Source organism: Marinobacter sp. VGCF2001 (genome assembly GCF_049943275.1).
GTDB lineage: Bacteria > Pseudomonadota > Gammaproteobacteria > Pseudomonadales > Oleiphilaceae > Marinobacter.
Genome location: NZ_JBNFVX010000017.1, coordinates 60,169 through 78,695 on the forward strand (window position 1 = coordinate 60,169; position 18,527 = coordinate 78,695).

Annotated in this window: 19 protein-coding genes; 11 read left to right on the forward strand and 8 right to left on the reverse strand. The window is 58.1% G+C overall.

What is annotated here, in order from left to right:
* Positions 1-122 precede the first annotated feature (122 nt).
* Both ACP2AU_RS14475 and ACP2AU_RS14480 read left to right on the forward strand, forming a co-directional pair.
* Positions 123-887 (forward strand): EAL domain-containing protein, encoded by a 765-nt coding sequence (locus ACP2AU_RS14475; RefSeq protein WP_426376920.1) that lies wholly within the window; start codon positions 123-125, stop codon positions 885-887.
* Positions 888-910: 23 nt separating this feature from the next.
* Positions 911-1,267 carry a hypothetical protein gene (locus ACP2AU_RS14480; RefSeq protein ID WP_426376921.1) on the forward strand — a complete coding sequence of 119 codons (357 nt, stop codon included), beginning with the start codon at positions 911-913 and terminating at the stop codon, positions 1,265-1,267.
* Positions 1,268-1,269: 2 nt separating this feature from the next.
* On the opposite strand, the gene ACP2AU_RS14485 is transcribed toward ACP2AU_RS14480, so the two are convergent.
* Positions 1,270-2,163, reverse strand: a complete 894-nt coding sequence (locus tag ACP2AU_RS14485; RefSeq protein WP_426376922.1) for a LysR family transcriptional regulator — start codon at positions 2,161-2,163, stop codon at positions 1,270-1,272.
* Between the two features lie 144 nt (positions 2,164-2,307).
* On the opposite strand from ACP2AU_RS14485, the gene ACP2AU_RS14490 reads away from it, so the two are divergent.
* From ACP2AU_RS14490 to ACP2AU_RS14510, 5 genes are read left to right on the forward strand one after another with little or no spacing between them, the layout of a single operon-like run.
* The gene (locus tag ACP2AU_RS14490; protein ID WP_426376923.1) at positions 2,308-3,519 is read left to right on the forward strand and encodes an acyl-CoA dehydrogenase family protein; all 1,212 of its coding nucleotides are present in this window, start codon (positions 2,308-2,310) and stop codon (positions 3,517-3,519) included.
* Positions 3,520-3,560: 41 nt separating this feature from the next.
* Positions 3,561-4,382, forward strand: coding sequence for an SDR family oxidoreductase (locus ACP2AU_RS14495; protein ID WP_426376924.1), 822 nt, complete (start codon positions 3,561-3,563; stop codon positions 4,380-4,382).
* 21 nt (positions 4,383-4,403) lie between these two features.
* Complete coding sequence (locus ACP2AU_RS14500) at positions 4,404-5,468, forward strand: phosphotransferase family protein (RefSeq protein ID WP_426376925.1); 1,065 nt, start codon at positions 4,404-4,406, stop codon at positions 5,466-5,468.
* Entirely contained in the window at positions 5,468-6,157 is a 690-nt protein-coding gene (locus tag ACP2AU_RS14505; protein ID WP_426376926.1) for a histidine phosphatase family protein, read from the forward strand. Before ACP2AU_RS14500 ends, ACP2AU_RS14505 begins: the two co-directional genes overlap by 1 nt.
* A gap of 14 nt (positions 6,158-6,171) precedes the next feature.
* Positions 6,172-6,942 carry an SDR family oxidoreductase gene (locus tag ACP2AU_RS14510; RefSeq protein WP_426376927.1) on the forward strand — a complete coding sequence of 257 codons (771 nt, stop codon included), beginning with the start codon at positions 6,172-6,174 and terminating at the stop codon, positions 6,940-6,942.
* 73 nt (positions 6,943-7,015) lie between these two features.
* Here the strand turns inward: ACP2AU_RS14510 and ACP2AU_RS14515 are convergent, their stop codons facing one another.
* Complete coding sequence (locus tag ACP2AU_RS14515; protein WP_426376928.1) at positions 7,016-7,882, reverse strand: DUF6279 family lipoprotein; 867 nt, start codon at positions 7,880-7,882, stop codon at positions 7,016-7,018.
* A gap of 154 nt (positions 7,883-8,036) precedes the next feature.
* Here ACP2AU_RS14515 and ACP2AU_RS14520 point away from each other — a divergent pair, with 154 nt between their 5' ends.
* On the forward strand, positions 8,037-8,297 hold the full coding sequence (locus ACP2AU_RS14520) for a DUF2798 domain-containing protein (RefSeq protein ID WP_426376929.1): 261 nt from the start codon (positions 8,037-8,039) through the stop codon (positions 8,295-8,297).
* A 170-nt stretch (positions 8,298-8,467) separates the two neighbouring features.
* The gene (locus ACP2AU_RS14525; RefSeq protein WP_426376930.1) at positions 8,468-9,505 is read left to right on the forward strand and encodes a fasciclin domain-containing protein; all 1,038 of its coding nucleotides are present in this window, start codon (positions 8,468-8,470) and stop codon (positions 9,503-9,505) included.
* 74 nt (positions 9,506-9,579) lie between these two features.
* Here the strand turns inward: ACP2AU_RS14525 and dacB are convergent, their stop codons facing one another.
* Positions 9,580-11,151, reverse strand: a complete 1,572-nt coding sequence (gene dacB, locus ACP2AU_RS14530; protein WP_426376931.1) for a D-alanyl-D-alanine carboxypeptidase/D-alanyl-D-alanine endopeptidase — start codon at positions 11,149-11,151, stop codon at positions 9,580-9,582.
* Positions 11,152-11,399: 248 nt separating this feature from the next.
* On the opposite strand from dacB, the gene ACP2AU_RS14535 reads away from it, so the two are divergent.
* Both ACP2AU_RS14535 and ACP2AU_RS14540 read left to right on the forward strand, forming a co-directional pair.
* The gene (locus ACP2AU_RS14535; protein WP_426376932.1) at positions 11,400-12,167 is read left to right on the forward strand and encodes a glutathione S-transferase N-terminal domain-containing protein; all 768 of its coding nucleotides are present in this window, start codon (positions 11,400-11,402) and stop codon (positions 12,165-12,167) included.
* A gap of 86 nt (positions 12,168-12,253) precedes the next feature.
* The gene (locus ACP2AU_RS14540; protein WP_426376933.1) at positions 12,254-12,667 is read left to right on the forward strand and encodes a GFA family protein; all 414 of its coding nucleotides are present in this window, start codon (positions 12,254-12,256) and stop codon (positions 12,665-12,667) included.
* A gap of 4 nt (positions 12,668-12,671) precedes the next feature.
* Here ACP2AU_RS14540 and ACP2AU_RS14545 read toward each other — a convergent pair whose 3' ends face one another.
* The 5 genes from ACP2AU_RS14545 to ACP2AU_RS14565 all read right to left on the reverse strand — a co-directional run.
* Positions 12,672-13,793, reverse strand: coding sequence for a PQQ-dependent sugar dehydrogenase (locus tag ACP2AU_RS14545; RefSeq protein WP_426376934.1), 1,122 nt, complete (start codon positions 13,791-13,793; stop codon positions 12,672-12,674).
* A gap of 356 nt (positions 13,794-14,149) precedes the next feature.
* Positions 14,150-14,911 (reverse strand): (2Fe-2S)-binding protein, encoded by a 762-nt coding sequence (locus ACP2AU_RS14550; RefSeq protein ID WP_426376935.1) that lies wholly within the window; start codon positions 14,909-14,911, stop codon positions 14,150-14,152.
* Complete coding sequence (gene fhuB, locus ACP2AU_RS14555) at positions 14,898-16,928, reverse strand: Fe(3+)-hydroxamate ABC transporter permease FhuB (RefSeq protein WP_426376936.1); 2,031 nt, start codon at positions 16,926-16,928, stop codon at positions 14,898-14,900. The genes ACP2AU_RS14550 and fhuB overlap by 14 nt, the downstream gene beginning before the upstream one ends.
* Positions 16,918-17,844 (reverse strand): ABC transporter substrate-binding protein, encoded by a 927-nt coding sequence (locus ACP2AU_RS14560; protein WP_426376937.1) that lies wholly within the window; start codon positions 17,842-17,844, stop codon positions 16,918-16,920. The genes fhuB and ACP2AU_RS14560 overlap by 11 nt, the downstream gene beginning before the upstream one ends.
* The coding region (locus ACP2AU_RS14565) for an ABC transporter ATP-binding protein (RefSeq protein WP_426376938.1) at positions 17,834-18,527 on the reverse strand (694 nt) is incomplete at its 5' end. The genes ACP2AU_RS14560 and ACP2AU_RS14565, both read right to left, overlap by 11 nt.

Here is an 18,527-nt window from a genome sequence, read left to right on the forward strand (position 1 = left end):
GCCGACTATCAGGAAGATAAGAAGTTTTCGTTTTACCCGGATGCGGATGATGTCTATAGTGGAATTCAGTTGATTTCTTTACAGATCTATCCGAAATAATAGCGCGTTGCTATGGAGTATTCGTGAATAAACCTGCCGTTCTTTTTGATGAATCCCATTGTGAGCAATGCGCTTGCGGCAATGGCCTGGACTTCTCGTTCAGCTTCGCGTTCCAGCCTATTGTGGATGCGGTCAACAAAACCGTGTTCGCTTACGAGGCTCTGGTCAGGGGCCCGGAGGGCCAGGGCGCGATGACCGTGTTGGGAAAGGTAAATGAGCACAACCAATACGCCTTTGACCAGATCTGTCGGGTCAAGGCGGTCAAGTTGGCCTCACGGCTCGATATGCAGGCCATGCTCAGCATCAACTTTATGCCTAACGCGGTGTATCAGGCCGAATACTGTATCCGGACGACGCTGGCTGCGGCCCAGACCTATCAGTTCGATACCCGGAAAATCATCTTTGAGGTGATCGAAGGTGAGAAAATGACATCGGTCGAACACTTGACCTCGATTATCGAGGCCTATCAGACCATGGGCTTCCATACGGCCATAGATGATTTTGGCGCGGGTTATTCCCGCTACAATCTGATGATTTCCAGCCCTCCGGACTTGCTCAAGCTCGATATGGGCCTGGTTCGTGACATCCATCAGGAACCCAACAAGCAGGCGGTGGTCTCAGGTATTATTACCATGATGTGCCAGTTGGGCGGCCGAATCGTGGCAGAAGGGGTAGAAACGCCAGAGGAATATTTCTGGCTGCGGTCCCAGGGTATAACCCTGTACCAGGGCTATCTGTTCGCCAGGCCCGGATTCGAATGCCTGCCCGAGCCGGTGTTTCCCGACTGACTGACCTGTAACAGGACGATCACGTGCTCTATCGCCTTATTACCCTGATTGGCGGCCTGGTTTTTGTGGCCGCCCTGTTTGCCCTGGTTTGGTTTTTCTGCAAAAAGTTTCTGGAGCATCAGGGCGTAACCGATCAGACCTCAGATCGCGCCACCGCTCTTGCCACCTGGACCTTTGCCGGCATTGCCATTGGTTTGGTGTTCGCCGTAGCCGGCGCCTTCGTGTTGGGCCCCTGGGCTTTCTATCGAACCCTTCGTGGTCACAATGTGGAGATATCTGATGGCGCGGCCATCTGGTGGGGATTGGGTATCGTGGTTGTGTCGCTGGGCATTACCGCCACCGGTTTCTTCGGCTTCCTGATGCTGGTAGGAGCCTATTGAGACTATTGCAGTCTGCGCAGTAACTCCCGGAACCATACCAGTGCGGGCTCCTGTTCATAGGCGCGATGCCAGTACAAATGAACATCGATGGAAGGCATTTCTACCGGCGGTGCCAGCACGTTGATCCCGGTATTCTGGGCAATGATGCGTGCGTAGGTTTCCGGCATGGTCAGCAACAGGTCTGAACTTTCCACCACCCGGCACGCGGCGTAGTAATGCTGACAGCGCAGTCGTATTGAGCGCTGGACACCGTGGCGGGAGAGCTCGAAATCTTCAATGCCCGGGCCCTCGGCCCGTGACGACACCAGAATGTGCCTGGCTTCCAGATAGCTGGCCATATCCAGCTCCCGCCCGATCATCGGATGCCCCTGCCGGGCCAGCACCACCAGCCGGTCTTGTCTCAGCAGTTCATGGCTGGTCTGGTTACTGACCGGCAGCAACACATCAATGGCAAAATCGAGCTTGCCAGCGGCCAGTTGTGTTTCCATATCCCGACGCGCCACCCGCTGGCTCTGGATCTCCATATCGGGATAAGGCGCCAGGTTGGCGACCAGTTGCGGCAGAAAGGTGGATTCCAGCACATCCCGCAGACCCAGAGCATAGGTTTTGCGCTGACTGGCGGGATCAAAGGCATGAAACTGGTTTACGGCACTCTGAATCTGATTCAGCCCCGGGCGCATGGATTCCAGAAAACGACGGGCCAGTGGCGTCGGCACCATCTGATTGCCCTGGCGCGTGAACAGCGGGTCATTGAAATGGTCCCGGAGCCGGGCCAGTGAATGGCTGATGGCGGGCTGGGTCAGGTGCAACGCCTTTGCCGCGCGGGTGAGGCTGCCTTCCCGATAGATGGTATCGAAAACATTCAGGAGGTTCAGATCCAGTCTGTTCAATGCCATGAAGAATTGCCGTATTCCGAATAAGTGCAGGTAATGATAAACGATAAGAACAATTCAGTCGCGTAATAATATGAGGGCTCCTAGACTGGTGTCCATCTGATCGACATTGCGCCCGCAAGGGCGACCAGCGCGAGGAGTTGCACCATGGATTTCAATATTTCCGAGAAAGGCCAGGATTACCTGAAGCGCGTGAAACAATTCATGCGTGATGAAATTTACCCCATCGAAGAGCAATACCATAAAGAGCTTGCCGCTCGTGACAATCGCTGGGTGGTGCTGCCGATCATCAATGAGTTGAAAGAGAAGGCCAAGGCCCAGGGCCTGTGGAATATGTTCTTCCCCGACGACAAACACGGTTGTGGACTTCTGAATTCCGACTACGCGCTGATTGCAGAGGAAACCGGCCGTAGCTTCATCGCACCGGAGATTTTTAACTGCAACGCGCCGGATACCGGCAATATGGAAGTGTTGATTCACTACGGTTCGGAAGAACAGAAAGCCGAGTGGTTGCCGCGCCTGATGAGTGGTGAAATTCGCTCTGCTTTCTGCATGACCGAGCCGGCGGTGGCTTCGTCCGATGCCACCAACATGGAAGCCACGGCTGTGGTTGAGGGCGACGAGGTTGTCCTCAATGGCCGCAAATGGTGGAGCACCGGCATCGGTCATCCGGACTGCAAAGTCGGCATTTTCATGGGCGTGACCGACCCTGATGCCCAGAAGCACCGTCGTCATTCCATGGTGTTGGTACCGCTTGACGCACCGGGCATAACGGTGGAGCGTATGCTGCCGGTATTTGGTGCCTACGATGAACCCTACGGCCATGGGCAGGTGTTGTTCGACAACGTACGTCTGCCCAAAAGTGCCATCATTGCAGGCCCCGGCCGCGGTTTCGAAATTGCCCAGGGGCGCCTGGGGCCCGGCCGCGTGCATCACTGTATGCGGGCCATCGGCGCTGCCGAGCGCGCTCTTGAGATCATGATCAAGCGCGCCATGACCCGCGAAGCTTTCGGCCGCCCCATCGCCAAACTCGGCGGCAACCCGGACATCATCGCCAATGCCCGGATGAACATCGAACAGGCCCGGTTGCTTACCCTGAAGTGTGCCTGGGCGCTGGATACCAAGGGCATTATGGGCGCGTTGCAGGAAGTCTCCATGATCAAAGCGGTGGTGCCGAAGATGCTTCAGCAGATTGTGGATGACGCGATTCAGATTCACGGCGGTGCCGGCGTCAGCGATGACGATTTCCCGTTGACGGCCCTGTTCGGCTACGCTCGGGTATTGCGGCTGGCGGACGGACCTGACGAGGTTCATCGGGCGATGGTTGCTCGCCTGGAGCTTCGCAAGTACAAATCCTGATATCGAACCAGAACTCCCATAACAAAACAGTGAGCACGCGCATGACACAGAGAGTATTCATAACCGGCGGAGCCAGCGGTCTGGGCCGCGCCATTGCATTGCGGTATGCCAAAGAAGGCGCCAGGGTCTGCATTGGAGACATTAATCCCGAGCAGGGTGTCGCCGTTGAGGCAGAATTGAACAACGCAGGCGGCGAAGGCTATTTCGTGGAGTGCGACGTTCGCCGCCTGAGCGACTTTGAAAAAGCACGTGACGACCTGGTACAGAAGTGGGGCGGCGTCGACGTTGTCATCAACAACGCCGGTGTGGCCTCCGCCGGCTCCATTGAAGACACTACCATCGGTGACTGGGAATGGATCCTCGACATCAACGTGCTGGGCGTGGTGCGCGGCTGCAAAGCCTTCACCCCGCAGTTCAAGGCGCAGGGCTCCGGCGCTTTTGTGAACGTGGCGTCCATGGCCGGCCTGATGCTGGCACCCCTGATGGACAGCTACAACGTCTCCAAGGCCGGCGTCATCGCCCTGTCGGAGACCCTCAGCCAGGAGCTGCGGGATTCCGGCATTCATGTTAGTTGCGTGTGCCCGGCCTTTTTCCAGACCAACCTGGCCACCACCATGCGCTCGGACATTCCAGGCATTCAACAGAACGTCAACAAACTGATGAAGCGGTCCAGCATTACCGCCGAGGATGTGGCCGAGGATATTTTCCGAAGCGTCAAAGACAAAGACTTCTGGGTGCTGCCCCACGCCAAAGAACGTCGTATGTGGATGCTCAAGCGCCATGCACCCTGGGCGTTTGACTGGTTGATGCACCAGGAGACCAAGCGCTGGATGAGCAAAATGGGTGGCAAGGCCAAAGCCTGAACCGACCACAGGAGAAAACGAATGACACAGATCGATCAGGCCGCTGATATTCGGGAAGGCGAAGAGCTGGATATCAGCGCCGTCGACCAGTTCATGAAGCAGGCTATTCCGGGCCTGGAGGGTCAGCCGGAGATCAAGCAATATCCCGGTGGTGCCTCCAATCTGACATACCAGGTGGATTATGGCGATCAGTCCTATGTACTGCGCCGTCCACCTTTCGGCAAGATTGCCAAGTCAGCCCACGATATGCTGCGCGAAGCGCGGGTAATGGACGCCCTGAAGCCGGTTTATCCCTATGTGCCCAATATTGTGGCCATCTGCGACGACCACAGTGTGCTCGGGTGCGATTTCTACGTGATGGAACGCCTCAAGGGCATTATCCTGCGCCAGGATTTTCCCGAGGACTTCGAGCTCAGTGCTGAAGATACCCGCAAATTGTGTCTGAACGTCATCGACAAGCTGGTGGATTTGCACAAGGTGGATGCCCGGGCGGCAGGCCTGGACAAGCTCGGAAAGGGTGCCGGCTACGTAAAACGTCAGATCGGGGGTTGGAGTGACCGGTTCCGCAAGGCCCGCACCGACGATGTTGGCGACTTTGAATCGGTCATGGCCTGGCTGAATGACAAGATGCCGGACGACATCGCCCAGGTGGTGATTCACAACGATTACCGTTTTGACAACGTGGTGCTGAATCCCGATAACCCGTTCGAGGTTATCGGTGTGCTGGACTGGGAAATGGCGACGATTGGCGACCCGCTGATGGACCTGGGCAACAGTCTGGCGTACTGGATTGAAGCTGACGACGAGGGTCCCTTCCAGATGCTGCGACGCCAGCCCACACACCGGCCGGGAATGCTGACCCGTCAGGAAGTGGTGGACTACTACATGGAAAAATCCGGTTTTCGGGCCGAAAAGTTCGATTTCTATGAAATCTACGGCCTGTTCCGGCTGGCGGTCATTGTCCAGCAGATCTACTACCGTTATTACCATGGCCAGACTCAGGACAAGCGCTTCGCTGCCTTCGGTCATGCCGCCAATTACCTTGAAAAACGCTGCCAGCGATTGATTGGCGAGAGCACCCTGTAATGGCCACGGTGTATCTGGTGCGCCACGGCCAGGCCAGTTTTGGCAAAGAGAACTACGACCAGCTATCGCCAAGAGGCTGGGAGCAGGGCAGGATTCTGGGCCGCTGGCTGGCCGGCAAGGTTGACCCCGGAGCTATCTTCGGCGGTAATCTGCAACGCCACCGGGAAACGGTTGAGGCCATCACCACCGGTTACGGCGCCGGGTTACCCGATATGCAGGTACTGGAAGGCCTCAACGAATTCGATCACCTGGAAGTGGTGGAGCGCCTGCGCCCGGAATGGGCTGACAAGCAGGTGATGGCGCGAGACCTGGCGAGCTTTCCGAAACCTGCCAGAGCCTTCCAGCAGGCCTTCGAGAAGGCCGTGAAGCGGTGGGTGAGCGGGGAGTTCGATCACGAGTATCAGGAAACCTGGCACGGCTTTCGGCAGCGTGTCGGCCTGGCACTGGATCAACTGATTGACCTGGCAGACGGCGCGGATGTGATTGTGTCTACCTCCGGTGGGCCCATTGCGGTGATTGCCCAGCGTTTGCTGGAACTCTCTGACCGCAAGGCGCTGGAGATGAACAACGTGATCGCCAACACCAGCGTCTCCCGCATTCTCTACTCCGGCTCCAGGCGCAGCCTGGCCGTATTCAATAATTATAGCCACCTGGAAGCGGAAGACCCCGCCCTGGTGACATTCCGATAACCCGAGGGATTTTCATGAGCAACGTGAATTTATTTGATCTGACAGGAAAAGTCGCCCTGGTCACCGGTGCCAGCCGTGGTATCGGCGAGAGCATTGCCCGCACTCTGGCCCAGTATGGCGCCCATGTTATCGTCAGCAGCCGCAAGATTGATGGCTGCGAAGCGGTCGCCAGCAGCATTCGTGACAACGGCGGCAGTGCCGAAGCCTATGCCTGCCACATCGGCGAGATGGACCAGATTGAAGCGGTTTGGGAGCACATTGCCAGCGCGCACGGCAAGCTGGATATTCTGGTGAACAATGCCGCCGCCAACCCGTATTTTGGCCCGGTGGAGGACACAGACCTGGGCGCCTTCAATAAAACGGTTGACGTCAATATCCGTGGCTACTTCTTCATGTGTGCCCGCGGCGCTCAGCTGATGAAGAAAAATGGCGGCGGCTCTATTGTTAACGTGGCGTCGGTGAATGGCGTAAACCCGGGCCACTTCCAGGGCATTTACTCGGTCACCAAAGCGGCCGTGATTTCCATGACCAAGTCTTTCGCCATGGAGCTGGGGCAGCAGAATGTGCGCGTGAATGCGTTGCTGCCGGGACTGACCGACACCAAGTTTGCCAGTGCGCTGACCACGAACGAGGCCATCAAGAAGCAGGCCATGGCCCACATTCCGATGAAGCGTGTGGCCAATCCGGATGAAATGGCCGGTACCGTGCTGTATCTGGTGTCCAGTGCTTCCAGCTATACCACAGGCGCCTGTATTAACGCTGACGGCGGTTACCTGACGGTTTAACCTCCGGTTCATCAGGCACGAAAGCCCGGAGAACGCGTTATTCTCCGGGCTTTTATCGGTCCTGCGCTTTCGCTCAGCTGCAGGTCAGTGCTGCAAAATCGCCGTTCAGTTCGCTGGCCCGGGCCAGCAAGTGGTCCTGGTGGCGGCTATCCCCGGCTCTGATAAGGTTGTGCATCAGCTCAGACATGGCCTTCTGGCTGTCCCTCAGCATGGCCTGGTATTCGGGTCCCCGGGCGCGCTCCGAATGTACCAGCAATGCCTTCACCCGGTCATTAAAACCGGGCTGGTTACGTTTCTCCAATGCTTCAAGCAATGCCGCTTGCCAGTTCTTGCGGCCCTGCAACCAGATTTCCGTTTGTCGCCCGCGGTCTGCGGACCACGCTGCAACAATGGAACGCTGATCCGCATTGAGATCGCCGAGCCACCGCTCAACGCGTTCGATCGTCCTCTCGGAGCGTGCCCGGGCGGTCTCGGTGGGCGTGCCCTCGAGCATTTCCTGCTCAAGGTCTCGCTGGTTCTCTGCCATGTTTTGGGCCAGTTGTTGCACCTGAGCGTCTGAAAGTGACGACAACAGGTTCACGGCCACCGGCGTGGCCCGGCGCAACAGGGTTGGCACAAACGCCATTAGCGTTTCCTGGTGGTGCAGGACTTGTGCCTTACTGGGAGGGCCGTCGGCGAGGTCCTGTTCGAGAACGGCGAGCCATTGGCGGTAGTGGGGCAGTTCGGTTGAACAATGCCATTGCTGCAGTGCCTGCAGATCCTGATTTAGCCGGATCTCCTGGCTGTCGGTAAGGCTGATATAATCCTCAACCCACCACACCACACCCCAGTCGGCATAGCGGTAGGCCAGGCGTGTCTGGCTGCAGCCAACCATCACAGCCAGCAACACAACCCCCAGCAGCCATCGGGTGCAGCGTTTTGCGGGCGTCGAAACATCCATGACCTGAACTCCTTGGTAAAAAGCCGTATAGCGAAACGTTGAGTGCTCACTAAGATGTTGCAACGATTCATCGTTGGCGGTCGTTTTTGTCCTACGCTGTGTTTGCGGGTTTGGATGGAACGCTGCCGCTTATGCCAGAGACCGGAATCAGACTATGTCCAAATACAAGCAAACGCGCGTGCGCCAGTTTATTTTCGCTTTTTATATGTCCGGCATCATGTCGTTATTGATGTCCGGCACTATCACATTTATTAATACGGGCCTGACAGAGGGGTTTGTTCACCGGTGGGGCGCTGCATTCCTGGTCGCCTGGGCTGTTGCGTTTCCGCTGGTTACGTTCATTGCGCCAGTGGCCGGGAAGCTGGCGGACTGGACCATGGCCGGTTTGCGGCGAAAAGAACGACCCATCGAGTAAGGCCTGATTTTCTGTCGTTTACCTTACATTTGTACGCTGAATGTAAAAAACTGTAAATCCGTTTCTTTCCTCCTGCCGTAATTTGCTTTCGACACTGTTCAGGGACTGAATCAGTGCGGGTTCGAACCACTTTAACCTGGTAATCAACCCCTCCAGACGAGGCACGAACAATGAAAGCAAAATACGCTCTACCGATGGTTTTAGCAGGCAGTGTCATGCTGTCCGGTTGTTGGCTTGATGACGATGATAACGACGACAACGGCAGCACCGATGCTGCGACCCAAAGCATTCTGGAAATCGCTGTTGAGAATGAGAATACGACGATTCTGGAAGCTGCAGTTCTTGAAGCCGATCCATCCATCGCGGAACTGCTCGGTGGAGATGACCAGTTAACTGTGTTCGCACCGACAGACGCCGCCTTTGAAGCCCTGTTGGAAGACCTGGGGCTTACGGCCGAACAGTTGTTAGCCAACACAGAGCTATTGAACGCGGTTCTTACCTACCATGTCCTCGCAACGTCCGTGGGTGAAGTGAAGGCTTCCGCTGCGATCGGCGTTGCGCAAAGCCCGGTCCCACAAAACCTCGTTCCAACCGTGAATGGTGAAAACGTTGCGCTCTCTATCTCACAGGAAAGCGGTGAGGACGTGCTGTACGTCAACACGTCTCGAGTAACCGGGCCAGATGTAGACGCAACCAATGGTGTTATTCACATTATCGACAAAGTGCTGCTTCCGCCGCCGAGCGATCTCAGTGATACAGATGCAACAATCGGGGCTATTGTGACAGCGCTTGCAGAGGCCGAAGAAGGTGCTGAGTTTACAACGCTTTTGGCGGCACTTAAGACTGATGGCGCTTCTGAGCTGCTGGCGGCAGCTTTGAATGAGAATGCGACTCTCACTGTGTTCGCGCCAACAGATGCCGCTTTTGAGGCGCTACTGACGGATCTCGATATTACAGCCGTCGACTTGCTCAATGATCCGAATCTGGCATCCATTCTGCGCCAGCATATTCTCGGAACTACGGTTGACTCTCTTACGGCATACGCCTCTAACGGCGAGACTGTGACAACATTGGCCAGCAACAACTTGAACGTTGACATACAGGACAACGCTCTGGTTATCGAGGGCAGTACCGTCGTCGAAGCTGATGTTGAGGCGTCTAACGGCGTGATTCATGTCATCGACGAGGTGATTTATACGGTCGACTGACAGGCAAAAAACGCTTTCTTTGCACAAAGCATGAGTGACAGGCCGGCTGCTGCAGCCGGCCTTTTTATGTTGGTTTACTGAATCGAAGACGCAGGATTTTCATCGGCAGATTGGGATAAAGCCATTCCCACCGGTGGCCGGAAGTGCAACGAATAGAGCACGCGGTCCAGCACCGCCTGGCCATTCCAGGCCGGGTCATTATTGACCATGCCAACGATGGCCCAGGTGGTGTTGTTGTCGTCCCGGGTGAAGCCGGCGATGGACCGTACGTTTTCGAGATATCCGGTCTTGATGCGCCCCTCGCCGTCCATGCCCGTGTTGCGCAGGCGCCGAGCCATGGTTCCATCCATAGCAATAATGGGCATTGAGGTCATCAGGTCGGAAGCATAGGGGCTATCCCAGGCGTGACGCAGTATCTGGGCTCCTTGCCGTGCGGTTATGCGCCCGTGGCGGGTGAGGCCGGCGCCGTTATCGATAACCATGCCTGCGGTATTGATGCCTTTTTTCTCCAGCCAGTCATACACTGCCCGGATCCCGGCGACCCGGTCGTCGGCTTCATCCTCATGGCGGGACTCGGCGCCAATGGTCAGCAACATCTGGCGAGCCATCACGTTGCTGCTCCACTTGTTGATGTCACGCACCATAGATACCAGATCTGGGGAGGTTGTGCGCATCACCAGCCGTGCATTCTCCGGTGTACTGCCAAACCTGTCGCCGCCACTGATGATAATGCCCATGTCGGATAAGGTGGAACGAATCAGCGATGCCGAGTATTGCTTGTGGGGGAGCAGCGAAAGGTATTTGGTGGCCCGGCACCCCTGAGGCAGTTGACCGGTCACCCGCACGGTCACCCTGTGATCGCCCTGATACACCGGTTCCCACGAAAACCGGCTGCGGGCAGGGCAGGGGCCCTCAGGCATCGCGGTGACCCGGTTATCGATGGTGACTTCAGCCAGTTCCGGCGTGGTCCAGGCCTGGGTGCCACGCTCATCCGCGCGCACCTGGAAATGCAACAGGTTCAGGTTAGCCAGGTAGCCCGAGGGCTCGACCAGAAACGGCGCGTGGGGATTGTCTCCGTTATCTTCAAAAACGGGAAAGCCTTCACCAACCCGGAAATAACTGCCATCCAGCACCAGGTCGCCGTCAACCCGGTTGATGCCCATACTTTTGAGTTCACGCAATGTTCGCCAGAGACGTTCAAGGGTCAATTTTGGGTCGCCGCCAAAACGCACGTACAGGTCGCCTTTGAGGGTATCTCCTACCATCCTGCCGTCGGTCAGAAAATCGGTGTCCCAATGGTGCGTGGGGCCAAGCAACTCCAATGCCGCGTAGGTGGTGATCAGTTTCATGATGGAGCCGGGGCTCATAAGAGAGTCAGCGTTCACATACTGCTCAATGCCCGGACCGTTGAGGGGAATGGCAGCAACGCCCAGGGCTTCGTCACTGTTCAGCGATTCGCTGGCGTAATCCCGGATCTGGCTGGCCCAGTGCCTGGAACTGGCGAATGCCTCTGCAGCGGACGCCTGCTCCTGAGCCAGTGCCCCGCCGAGCGGAGCGCCGGCCAATGCGATCGCCAGCGCCAATGTTCCTGATGCAAATCTGCCCCTGGCGAGGCCTTTGCCTGCCCGCAACCCCTGAGTATTCATGACCGGAACTCGTTGTTGTGTTCTCTCTCTACAATAGCCCATTCCACCCTTTTGTACTATGCAGAAAAGCTATACATGACGTTAAAAAATGGCAGTAGAGACACTGTTTATATTGCTTTTTTGTGACACAAAGTAAGCGCATTGAGGAATCAGTAAGTTAGGATGACAGGGGGCTTGGGCCAGAGGGCCAATGGGTATCCGGACAGCCATGGCACAATGCCGAAAAACTTTGAGTGTAAGGAAGTTCTATGCTGAAAATGCTGAAACATCAGGTCAATGTTCTGGAATCGGTGGCAACCTCCTCTTTTTCGGCATGGCGAGGGTGTCTGATGATCACCGCAGCCTCCCAGCCCGAGCAAGCTCTGGTACTTTATGATATCGAGGCCTGCCCATATTGCCGGCGAGTACGTGAGGCGCTGACGGCATTGCATCTGGATGCTGACATCCGTCCCTGCCCGAAGGGTGGCCGGTTATTTCGTCCGGAAGCCGAGGCGTTGGGCGGTAAACAGCAGTTTCCTCTGTTTCATGACCTGAACACCGGTGCGGTGCTCTACGAGTCTGCCGCCATCATTGATTATCTGTTCCGCCAGTATGGCCGGGGCTCGGTGCCCCGTTATTACCAGAGCCGCCCCTGGCAGCCAGTTCTCGGCTCGATGGGTTCCGGCGCCAGTGAACTTCGGGGCATGAGCGCCAGAGAAGCCCGGAGGCCAGAACAGGGGCTTCACCTATGGAGCTTTGAAGGGAGTCCGTTTTCCCGTCTGGTGCGTGAGCGCCTGTGTGAACTCGAGATTCCTTATACCCTGCACAATCTGGGCAAGGAACACTGGACCGAGTTCGGGCCTGCCCGGCAGCGCATCAAACCGGGCCCTTACCGGCCAATTCCGGGTGGTAAACGAGACGCGTTTTTCCAGAAACACGATCGCGTTCAGGTGCCGTATCTTGAAGATCCGAATACCGGGGCAGAGCTGTTCGAGTCGGCTCGCATTCTGGCGTATTTGCAGCAAACCTACGGCTGACGGAGCGAGCGCCGCAGGGCTGGCAATTCCCGCCCCGGCCGGTATCATCTGCCCGATCAATGTGGTGTTTGTGAGTCAGGAGCGTTATGTATACCGGCCAGTGCCTGTGTGGAGAAGTCCAGTTTGAATACGATGGCCCGATCGGGCCCGTGGCGCTCTGCCATTGCAGCCAGTGTCGGCGTAATTATGGCAGTGCATTTTCCGCCAGTGCGCCGGTGCAGGCGGTTCGTTTCCACTTTACCGCCGGCAAAGAACGGATTACTGAATACGAATCCAGGCCCGGCAAGTATCGGGCTTTTTGCAGCCGCTGTGGCAGTGCCCTATACAGCCGCGTTGATGCGATCCCCGGCATACTGCGGTTGCGTGTTGGCGTGATTAACGAACCGCTGGGCAAGAAAGCCGCGCAACACGTGTACGTTGGCTCAAAATCCGACTGGTTCGAGATTACCGATGAGCTGCCCCGGTTTGAAAAGACTGAACGCACCAACGATCCTCACTGAACGGCTAGTCGGCCGGCACCAGTCGCAACACTTTGCCGTTGCGGGCGTCGGTCAGTAGCCAGAGCGCACCGTCTGGCCCCATGCGAACATCGCGGATGCGCTCGTTTAACTCGGTGAGCAAGTCTTCTTCCTCAATGGCTAACTCTCCGTCCAGTGACAAACGTACCAGTTTTCGCAGTTTCAGTGCGCCGACGAAAAGGTCCCCCTGCCACTGAGGAAACAGGTTTCCGGTATAGAACGCCATACCCGAGGGGGCGATGGACGGGTCCCAGTAGTGAAGCGGATCGGAGATGCCTTCCATGGTGGTGCGGCTGGAAATTGGTAGCCCCGAGTAATCACTACCATAGGTGACCAGCGGCCAGCCATAATTATTGCCGGCCCGGAGTATGTTGATTTCGTCGCCGCCCCGCGGGCCATGTTCGTGGCTCCAGATCTCGCCAGTAGAGGGATGGCGGGTCATGCCCTGAATGTTGCGGTTGCCATACGTATAGAAGGTTTCATTGAAGCCGGCTTTGCCGACGAACGGATTGCCCGGTGCGGGGGCGCCGTTGATGGTAATACGGTGCACGCCACCCGCGTCGTCCCCGGTGTCCTGGGCGCGATCCATCTCGCCCCGGTCGCCAACGGCAATATACAGGTTGCCGTTGTGATCGAATTCCATTCGCCCGGCGAAGTGCCGGCCGTTGTTGGAGCGGGGCAGGGCTTCAAAGATGACCTCCACGTTCTCCAATGCATTGCCTGCCAGCCTTGCCCGGGCCACGCGTGTGGTCATGCCCTGGCGAGTCCGGTGTGCGTAGCTCAAAAACAGTAACCGGTTATTCTGAAAATCCGGGTGAAGGCGCACATCAAGCAGGCCCCCCTGGCCAGATACCACCAGTTCCGGCAATCCTGTGACGGGTTCCGGTAACAAGCGGCCTTCAACCAGCCGGCGCAGCCGCCCTTCGCGCTCGGTTACCAGCGCTGTGTCATCGGGCAGGAAAGCCAGGCTCCAGGGATGTTCAAGACCTTCCGCCACCGTATCGACACGATAAGCCAGCTTGTCAGACTCGTACGTGTCCCTGGCGCTGGCGGAAGAAACCAGCGTGATCAAAACGCCAGCCACAAGCCACTGGGTTGCTCCTGCCATTGATCGGCCTCCCGTTAACAGCCGTATTGATAGTTCTGGTTTGTAATAACCATAGCAGGTTCGTTGCGCGTCGCCTGAAATCCGGGCAGCCAGGCTGCAGTCATCCAAGCATACGGGCACTGCATCGAAAGTGTTTTAAATAATAATGATTCGCTTTATCATGGCAGTTTGTTGCCGGAACGACCTTGGCATCTGCTTTTGTCAGTCCGGTGGTCTGGTAACGATGATCAACGATTGAGGAGCGTGAGCCATGAATCCGGAAAAGGAATTGCTCGAAGGACTGAAGCTGGCAGCGGGCTCCGGCGCGGTGATTGGCTTGATTGGCCTGGCGATAATATTCACCGCGGTGCCGGGCGTCAGCTAAGCCGTTCTTTTCGATAGATACCGCAGGTACCGCAGTAGCCGCCTTCTGGCAGGAGGTATTTGAGGCAGCACCCCCGGCGCTGGGGAATAGCGCAGCGCCGGCCGTTGAACACAGCGGGAATCCAGTCGATGTAGCGGTTGGCATCGCACTGAAACCGGTTCAGCCATGCACTCGCCTGGTCGCACAGTGCGTCTGCATCGACCCGGTCCCACAGCAGGGAATAGGGTGTCCCCAGCGCCAGCCCCACGCTGCTCCAGTAAGCGCCGGGGCTTACCCCGAAGTGCTGCCGAAACACCGGATACCAATCCGTCATTTGATGACTCAACGCCTGGATGAAGGCGCCCGGCGACAGTCGCTCCTCGTCCGACGTTTGATACTGCCAGCGGTCCGGGGCGCTTTCCGCGTTTGCCTGATCGATGAGAACAACGCGCTCCGGACTTAAACGAGTGCCTTCACCATCCCGGAACAGTTGTATCACCAGTGGGCTGATTATCTGCAGTGCCAGGCTTTGATGCAGCACTGACATCAGAGCTTTACGAAGACGGGGCGAAGTGGCATCCGGATACTCCTCACGAGTCTGCCGGTCCAGAAGCGCCGGGTCTTCAAGAAGCTGGGCGAGGGTGAGAATGGCTGGTTTTTGCCGATCATCCCGGGCCAGTGCATGACCCAGCTCCGTGGCCGGCTGCAGCCCGTGCGTTCGCATCAGGGAGTGGTAATTTGCCAGCCATTCCGGCGTGGTATCACGCTCGACCATGACGGCTCAGCCCCCAGAGAAAGTACAGGCCGCCAACCAATGCCGCCAGCAAACCGGCTGGTAATTGGTTGGGGTAGATCAGAATCCGGGCCAGGTAATCGGCCAGCGACAGCAATAAGCCGCCACAGAGCGCGGCGACCACCAATTGCCGGCCGACGGTCTGCTGTCCCAGAACCCGCGCCAGGTGAGGCGCAATCAAGCCCACGAAACTCAGCGGACCAATCACAATGGTTGCAGCGGCGGTCAGTACAGCCGCGAGCGCCAACAGTAGAAGTCGCGCGCGGGGTACCCGCAAACCCAGGGAGGAAGCAGCTGTTTCGCCCAGCGGTAGCAGTGTCAGTGGTCGCAGTGCCAGTAGCAGCAGTATGCTCAGGCCCAGCACCAGAACCATCAAGCCCAGGGCTTCGGTTTCCGAGACCAGCCAGGTGGAGCCGTACATCCAGTTCAGAAGGCGTGCCGCAACCGTGCCGCCGGAGGCCATGACCAGGCGCAGGCCGGCGTCCATAAAGACGTAGAGCGCCAGCCCTCCCAACAGCAGCTGGTTACCGGCAAACCGGTGCTTTCTGGCCAGCAGCATCAGCAGCGCAAGGGCGCCGGCAGCGCCAGCGGTGGCCCCGACAAGCTGGCCCGGGCGGCCGAGGTCTGTTCCGGTAAGAATCATGATCACCATGACCAGCGCTGCGCCGCCGCTTATCCCGAGTAATTCGGGGCTGCCCATCGGGTTACCCGTCATACGCTGAATCAATGTGCCGGCCATGCCCAGCGCCATACCGGCCAGGATCGAGGCCATCAGTCGTGGCCCCCGCCACACCCAGGCCTCCGACCATTGCGCCAGTGGTGTCCAGCTCCAGCCTTCAAGCCCGGGAGACCATCCCATGGAAACAATGACCGTCAGGGCCAGCAGGGCACCAAGGCAGGTGGCTATTATCAGCGGATTGCGGCGTTTGGGCAGAAACCCGGCCGGGTGGCTGGCCTGCCCCGGCATTTGGTGGGTATTTCGGATTCCCTGCAATGCCAGCAGAATGATCGGCCCGCCAATCAATGCAGTGGTGGTGCCCGTTGGGACCAGAGATCCGCCGTCAAGAGTGGTCGCCCAATGCGCCAGGGTGTCGGCCAGCAGCAATAAACCCCCACCGGCCAGAGTACTCCAGAGCAGCCGCTCCGTTAGCGTTCTGGCGCCCAGCAGGCGAGCCAGGACCGGCGCAGCAAGGCCCACAAAAGCCACCACGCCAACCCGGCTAACGACCACCGAGCTCATCAGTACAACCAGTAGCAGCGCCACGGAACGCAGCAGCGCTACCCGGGCGCCCAATGAGTTGGCCGAGATCTGCCCCAGTTGCAGTAACTGAAGCGGTCGAACCAGGGTAAGCATCAGCCCGGCAATAATCAGCACCCGGGGCAGCAGATCAAAGAACGGCGCCCAGTTGTTCTGCACCAGAGACCCGGCCCCCCAGATAAACAGGTTTCCGAGCCATTCGCCCTTGAGTAACAGGAAGGCCATGTTGATGGCGCCGAGGAAAAAGGTAACCACCAGACCCGCCAGAATAACCGTAACCGGTGAAAAGCCCAGCCGCCAGGTGAGCAGGATGACCAGCCCGATAGCCAGCAAACCGCCGCCAACGGCAGCAAGGTCCGGGCTGAAAGCCAGTAAGCCGGGGGCGAACAGTGTGGCGAGCGTAATGCCGAATTGGCTCCCGGCCTCCACACCCAGTGTGGTCGGCGAGGCCAGCGGGTTGCCCAGAACCTGTTGGGTGACCGCACCGGCCAGGCCGAGGGCGCAACCAATGAGGACGGCAATCGACACCCGGGGTGCCCAGGAAAAATGCGCCAGCACCGAGGCATAGAGATCGCCATCAAAAGTCCAGAACGCCGACAGGAGCTGCCCTGTCGACAATGGCTGCAGCCAGGGCAGGGCGCTGGCCAGCAGCGCGGACAGCCAAAGCAGGCCAACGGCCACAGGTAATCGGGCGGGAATGTCCGGGCGGGCGTTTGTTTGAACCGCGTATTCAGCGGACATGGTTGCTGCCTCCCTCAATCAGCGCATCGGCCAACGCCGTGGCCAGGCGCTTGACCGGATACACGCCGCCAAAGGGCCAGACTGCGGGAATCCGATAGATTTCCCGGTTCTGAACGGGAGGAAGGTAGGTCCAGAAAGGGCTGTGTTCCAGGTTCTTTGCCAGCCCGGGTATTAACGGTTCGATAACCACAATACGGCTCCGGGGTGTTTCGGCTACCGCCTCCAGGCCTACGGCCGAAAAGCCCCAGTAATTGCCCGGTTGTTGCCAGGCGTTGGCCAGCCCCAGGTGTTCCAGGGTGGTCTGGTAAAGGCCGTTGGGGGTGTAGACCCGAACATGGCGGTCGTCGAGGAAATTGACCAGCGCCACCGGTTTGTCAGTGACACCCGCTTGCCGCAAACGTTTGCGCTGCTGCTCCAGTGTTTGTTCGATGTCTGCCAGCACCGATTCAGCGCGGCTTTCGCGGTTCAGCATCTGGCCAAGCGTGATCAGCATTTCCCGGGCTTTGTCGTAGGGCCGGGAGCCCTGTTTATAGACACTGACGACATAGGTAGGCGCAATCTTCTGAAGCATCTCCGCTGCTGGTGCCATTTCACTGCTGGTAACGATCAGATCGGGCTTGAGCTGGGCAATGGCTTCGAGGCTTGGAGCCACTCGGGTGCCGACATTGGTAACGGTCTTGGGCAGTGTTGGTTCCTGCACCCAGGTGCCGTAGCCAGCCTTGTCGGCCACACCAACCGGCGTTACGCCCAGCAGCAGGAGTGCTTCGGTAGCCGCCCAATTCAGCGCCACAACGCGCTGGGGAGTTTTCGGCAGGCTCAGCTTACCAATCTCATGATTCCAGGTCTGAGGTAGCCCCACTGCAGGCAGTAGCAGGAGAATCAGTCCTGCCAGGGCGGATCGATGCTTAGTGAACATAGGAAACCCATTGTCCGGGCGCCCGCTCCATAACCCCCATTGGCACGCTGTAGATGGATTCAAGGATTTCACTGTCCATGATTTCGGCCGGGGTGCCATCGGCGACCACTCGGCCTTTCTTCAGGGCAACCAGGCGATCACAGAACCGGGATGCCAGATCAACATCATGCAACACCACGATGACCGTCAGTTCCCGCTGTTCGGCCAGCTGGCGCACCAGGCGCAGGGTCTCTACCTGGTGCTTGACGTCGAGGGCCGAAATGGGCTCGTCCAGCAGTAGGCAGCGGGTTTGCTGGGCCAGCAGCATGGCAACCCAGGCGCGCTGGCGTTCGCCACCCGAGAGCGTATCCACGGATCGGTGCTCGAAGGCACCTAGCCCGGTGTCGGCGATGGCCTGGTCAATCAATTGCTGGTCGGTGTCGCTGTACCGGCCCAGAGGCCCCCGCCACGGGTACCGGCCCAGAGCCACCAGTTCCCGAACGGTCAGGCCATCAGTGCCTGGTGGATGCTGCGGCAGGTAACCGACGATCCTGGCAAAGGCACGGGCCCCGAACTGGCTGGATGGGCTCTGCTCCAGCATGACTTTGCCGGCCGAGGCCGATACTTGCCTGGCAAGGGTTTTCAGCAGCGTTGATTTGCCGGACCCGTTATGCCCCAGCAGGGCGGTGACCTGGCCCTCATGG

Excerpts from the sequence above, each read along its gene's own strand:
- ACP2AU_RS14545 (WP_426376934.1), bottom strand. The coding sequence starts at position 13,793 with ATGGCAGGAGCAACCCAGTGGCTTGTGGCTGGCGTTTTGATCACGCTG.
- ACP2AU_RS14540 (WP_426376933.1), top strand. The coding sequence starts at position 12,254 with ATGTATACCGGCCAGTGCCTGTGTGGAGAAGTCCAGTTTGAATACGAT.
- ACP2AU_RS14485 (WP_426376922.1), bottom strand. The coding sequence starts at position 2,163 with ATGGCATTGAACAGACTGGATCTGAACCTCCTGAATGTTTTCGATACC.
- ACP2AU_RS14500 (WP_426376925.1), top strand. The coding sequence starts at position 4,404 with ATGACACAGATCGATCAGGCCGCTGATATTCGGGAAGGCGAAGAGCTG.
- ACP2AU_RS14495 (WP_426376924.1), top strand. The coding sequence starts at position 3,561 with ATGACACAGAGAGTATTCATAACCGGCGGAGCCAGCGGTCTGGGCCGC.
- ACP2AU_RS14490 (WP_426376923.1), top strand. The coding sequence starts at position 2,308 with ATGGATTTCAATATTTCCGAGAAAGGCCAGGATTACCTGAAGCGCGTG.
- fhuB (WP_426376936.1), bottom strand. The coding sequence starts at position 16,928 with ATGTCCGCTGAATACGCGGTTCAAACAAACGCCCGCCCGGACATTCCC.
- ACP2AU_RS14510 (WP_426376927.1), top strand. The coding sequence starts at position 6,172 with ATGAGCAACGTGAATTTATTTGATCTGACAGGAAAAGTCGCCCTGGTC.
- ACP2AU_RS14505 (WP_426376926.1), top strand. The coding sequence starts at position 5,468 with ATGGCCACGGTGTATCTGGTGCGCCACGGCCAGGCCAGTTTTGGCAAA.
- ACP2AU_RS14550 (WP_426376935.1), bottom strand. The coding sequence starts at position 14,911 with ATGGTCGAGCGTGATACCACGCCGGAATGGCTGGCAAATTACCACTCC.
- ACP2AU_RS14525 (WP_426376930.1), top strand. The coding sequence starts at position 8,468 with ATGAAAGCAAAATACGCTCTACCGATGGTTTTAGCAGGCAGTGTCATG.
- ACP2AU_RS14520 (WP_426376929.1), top strand. The coding sequence starts at position 8,037 with ATGTCCAAATACAAGCAAACGCGCGTGCGCCAGTTTATTTTCGCTTTT.
- ACP2AU_RS14515 (WP_426376928.1), bottom strand. The coding sequence starts at position 7,882 with ATGGATGTTTCGACGCCCGCAAAACGCTGCACCCGATGGCTGCTGGGG.
- ACP2AU_RS14560 (WP_426376937.1), bottom strand. The coding sequence starts at position 17,844 with ATGTTCACTAAGCATCGATCCGCCCTGGCAGGACTGATTCTCCTGCTA.
- ACP2AU_RS14535 (WP_426376932.1), top strand. The coding sequence starts at position 11,400 with ATGCTGAAAATGCTGAAACATCAGGTCAATGTTCTGGAATCGGTGGCA.
- dacB (WP_426376931.1), bottom strand. The coding sequence starts at position 11,151 with ATGAATACTCAGGGGTTGCGGGCAGGCAAAGGCCTCGCCAGGGGCAGA.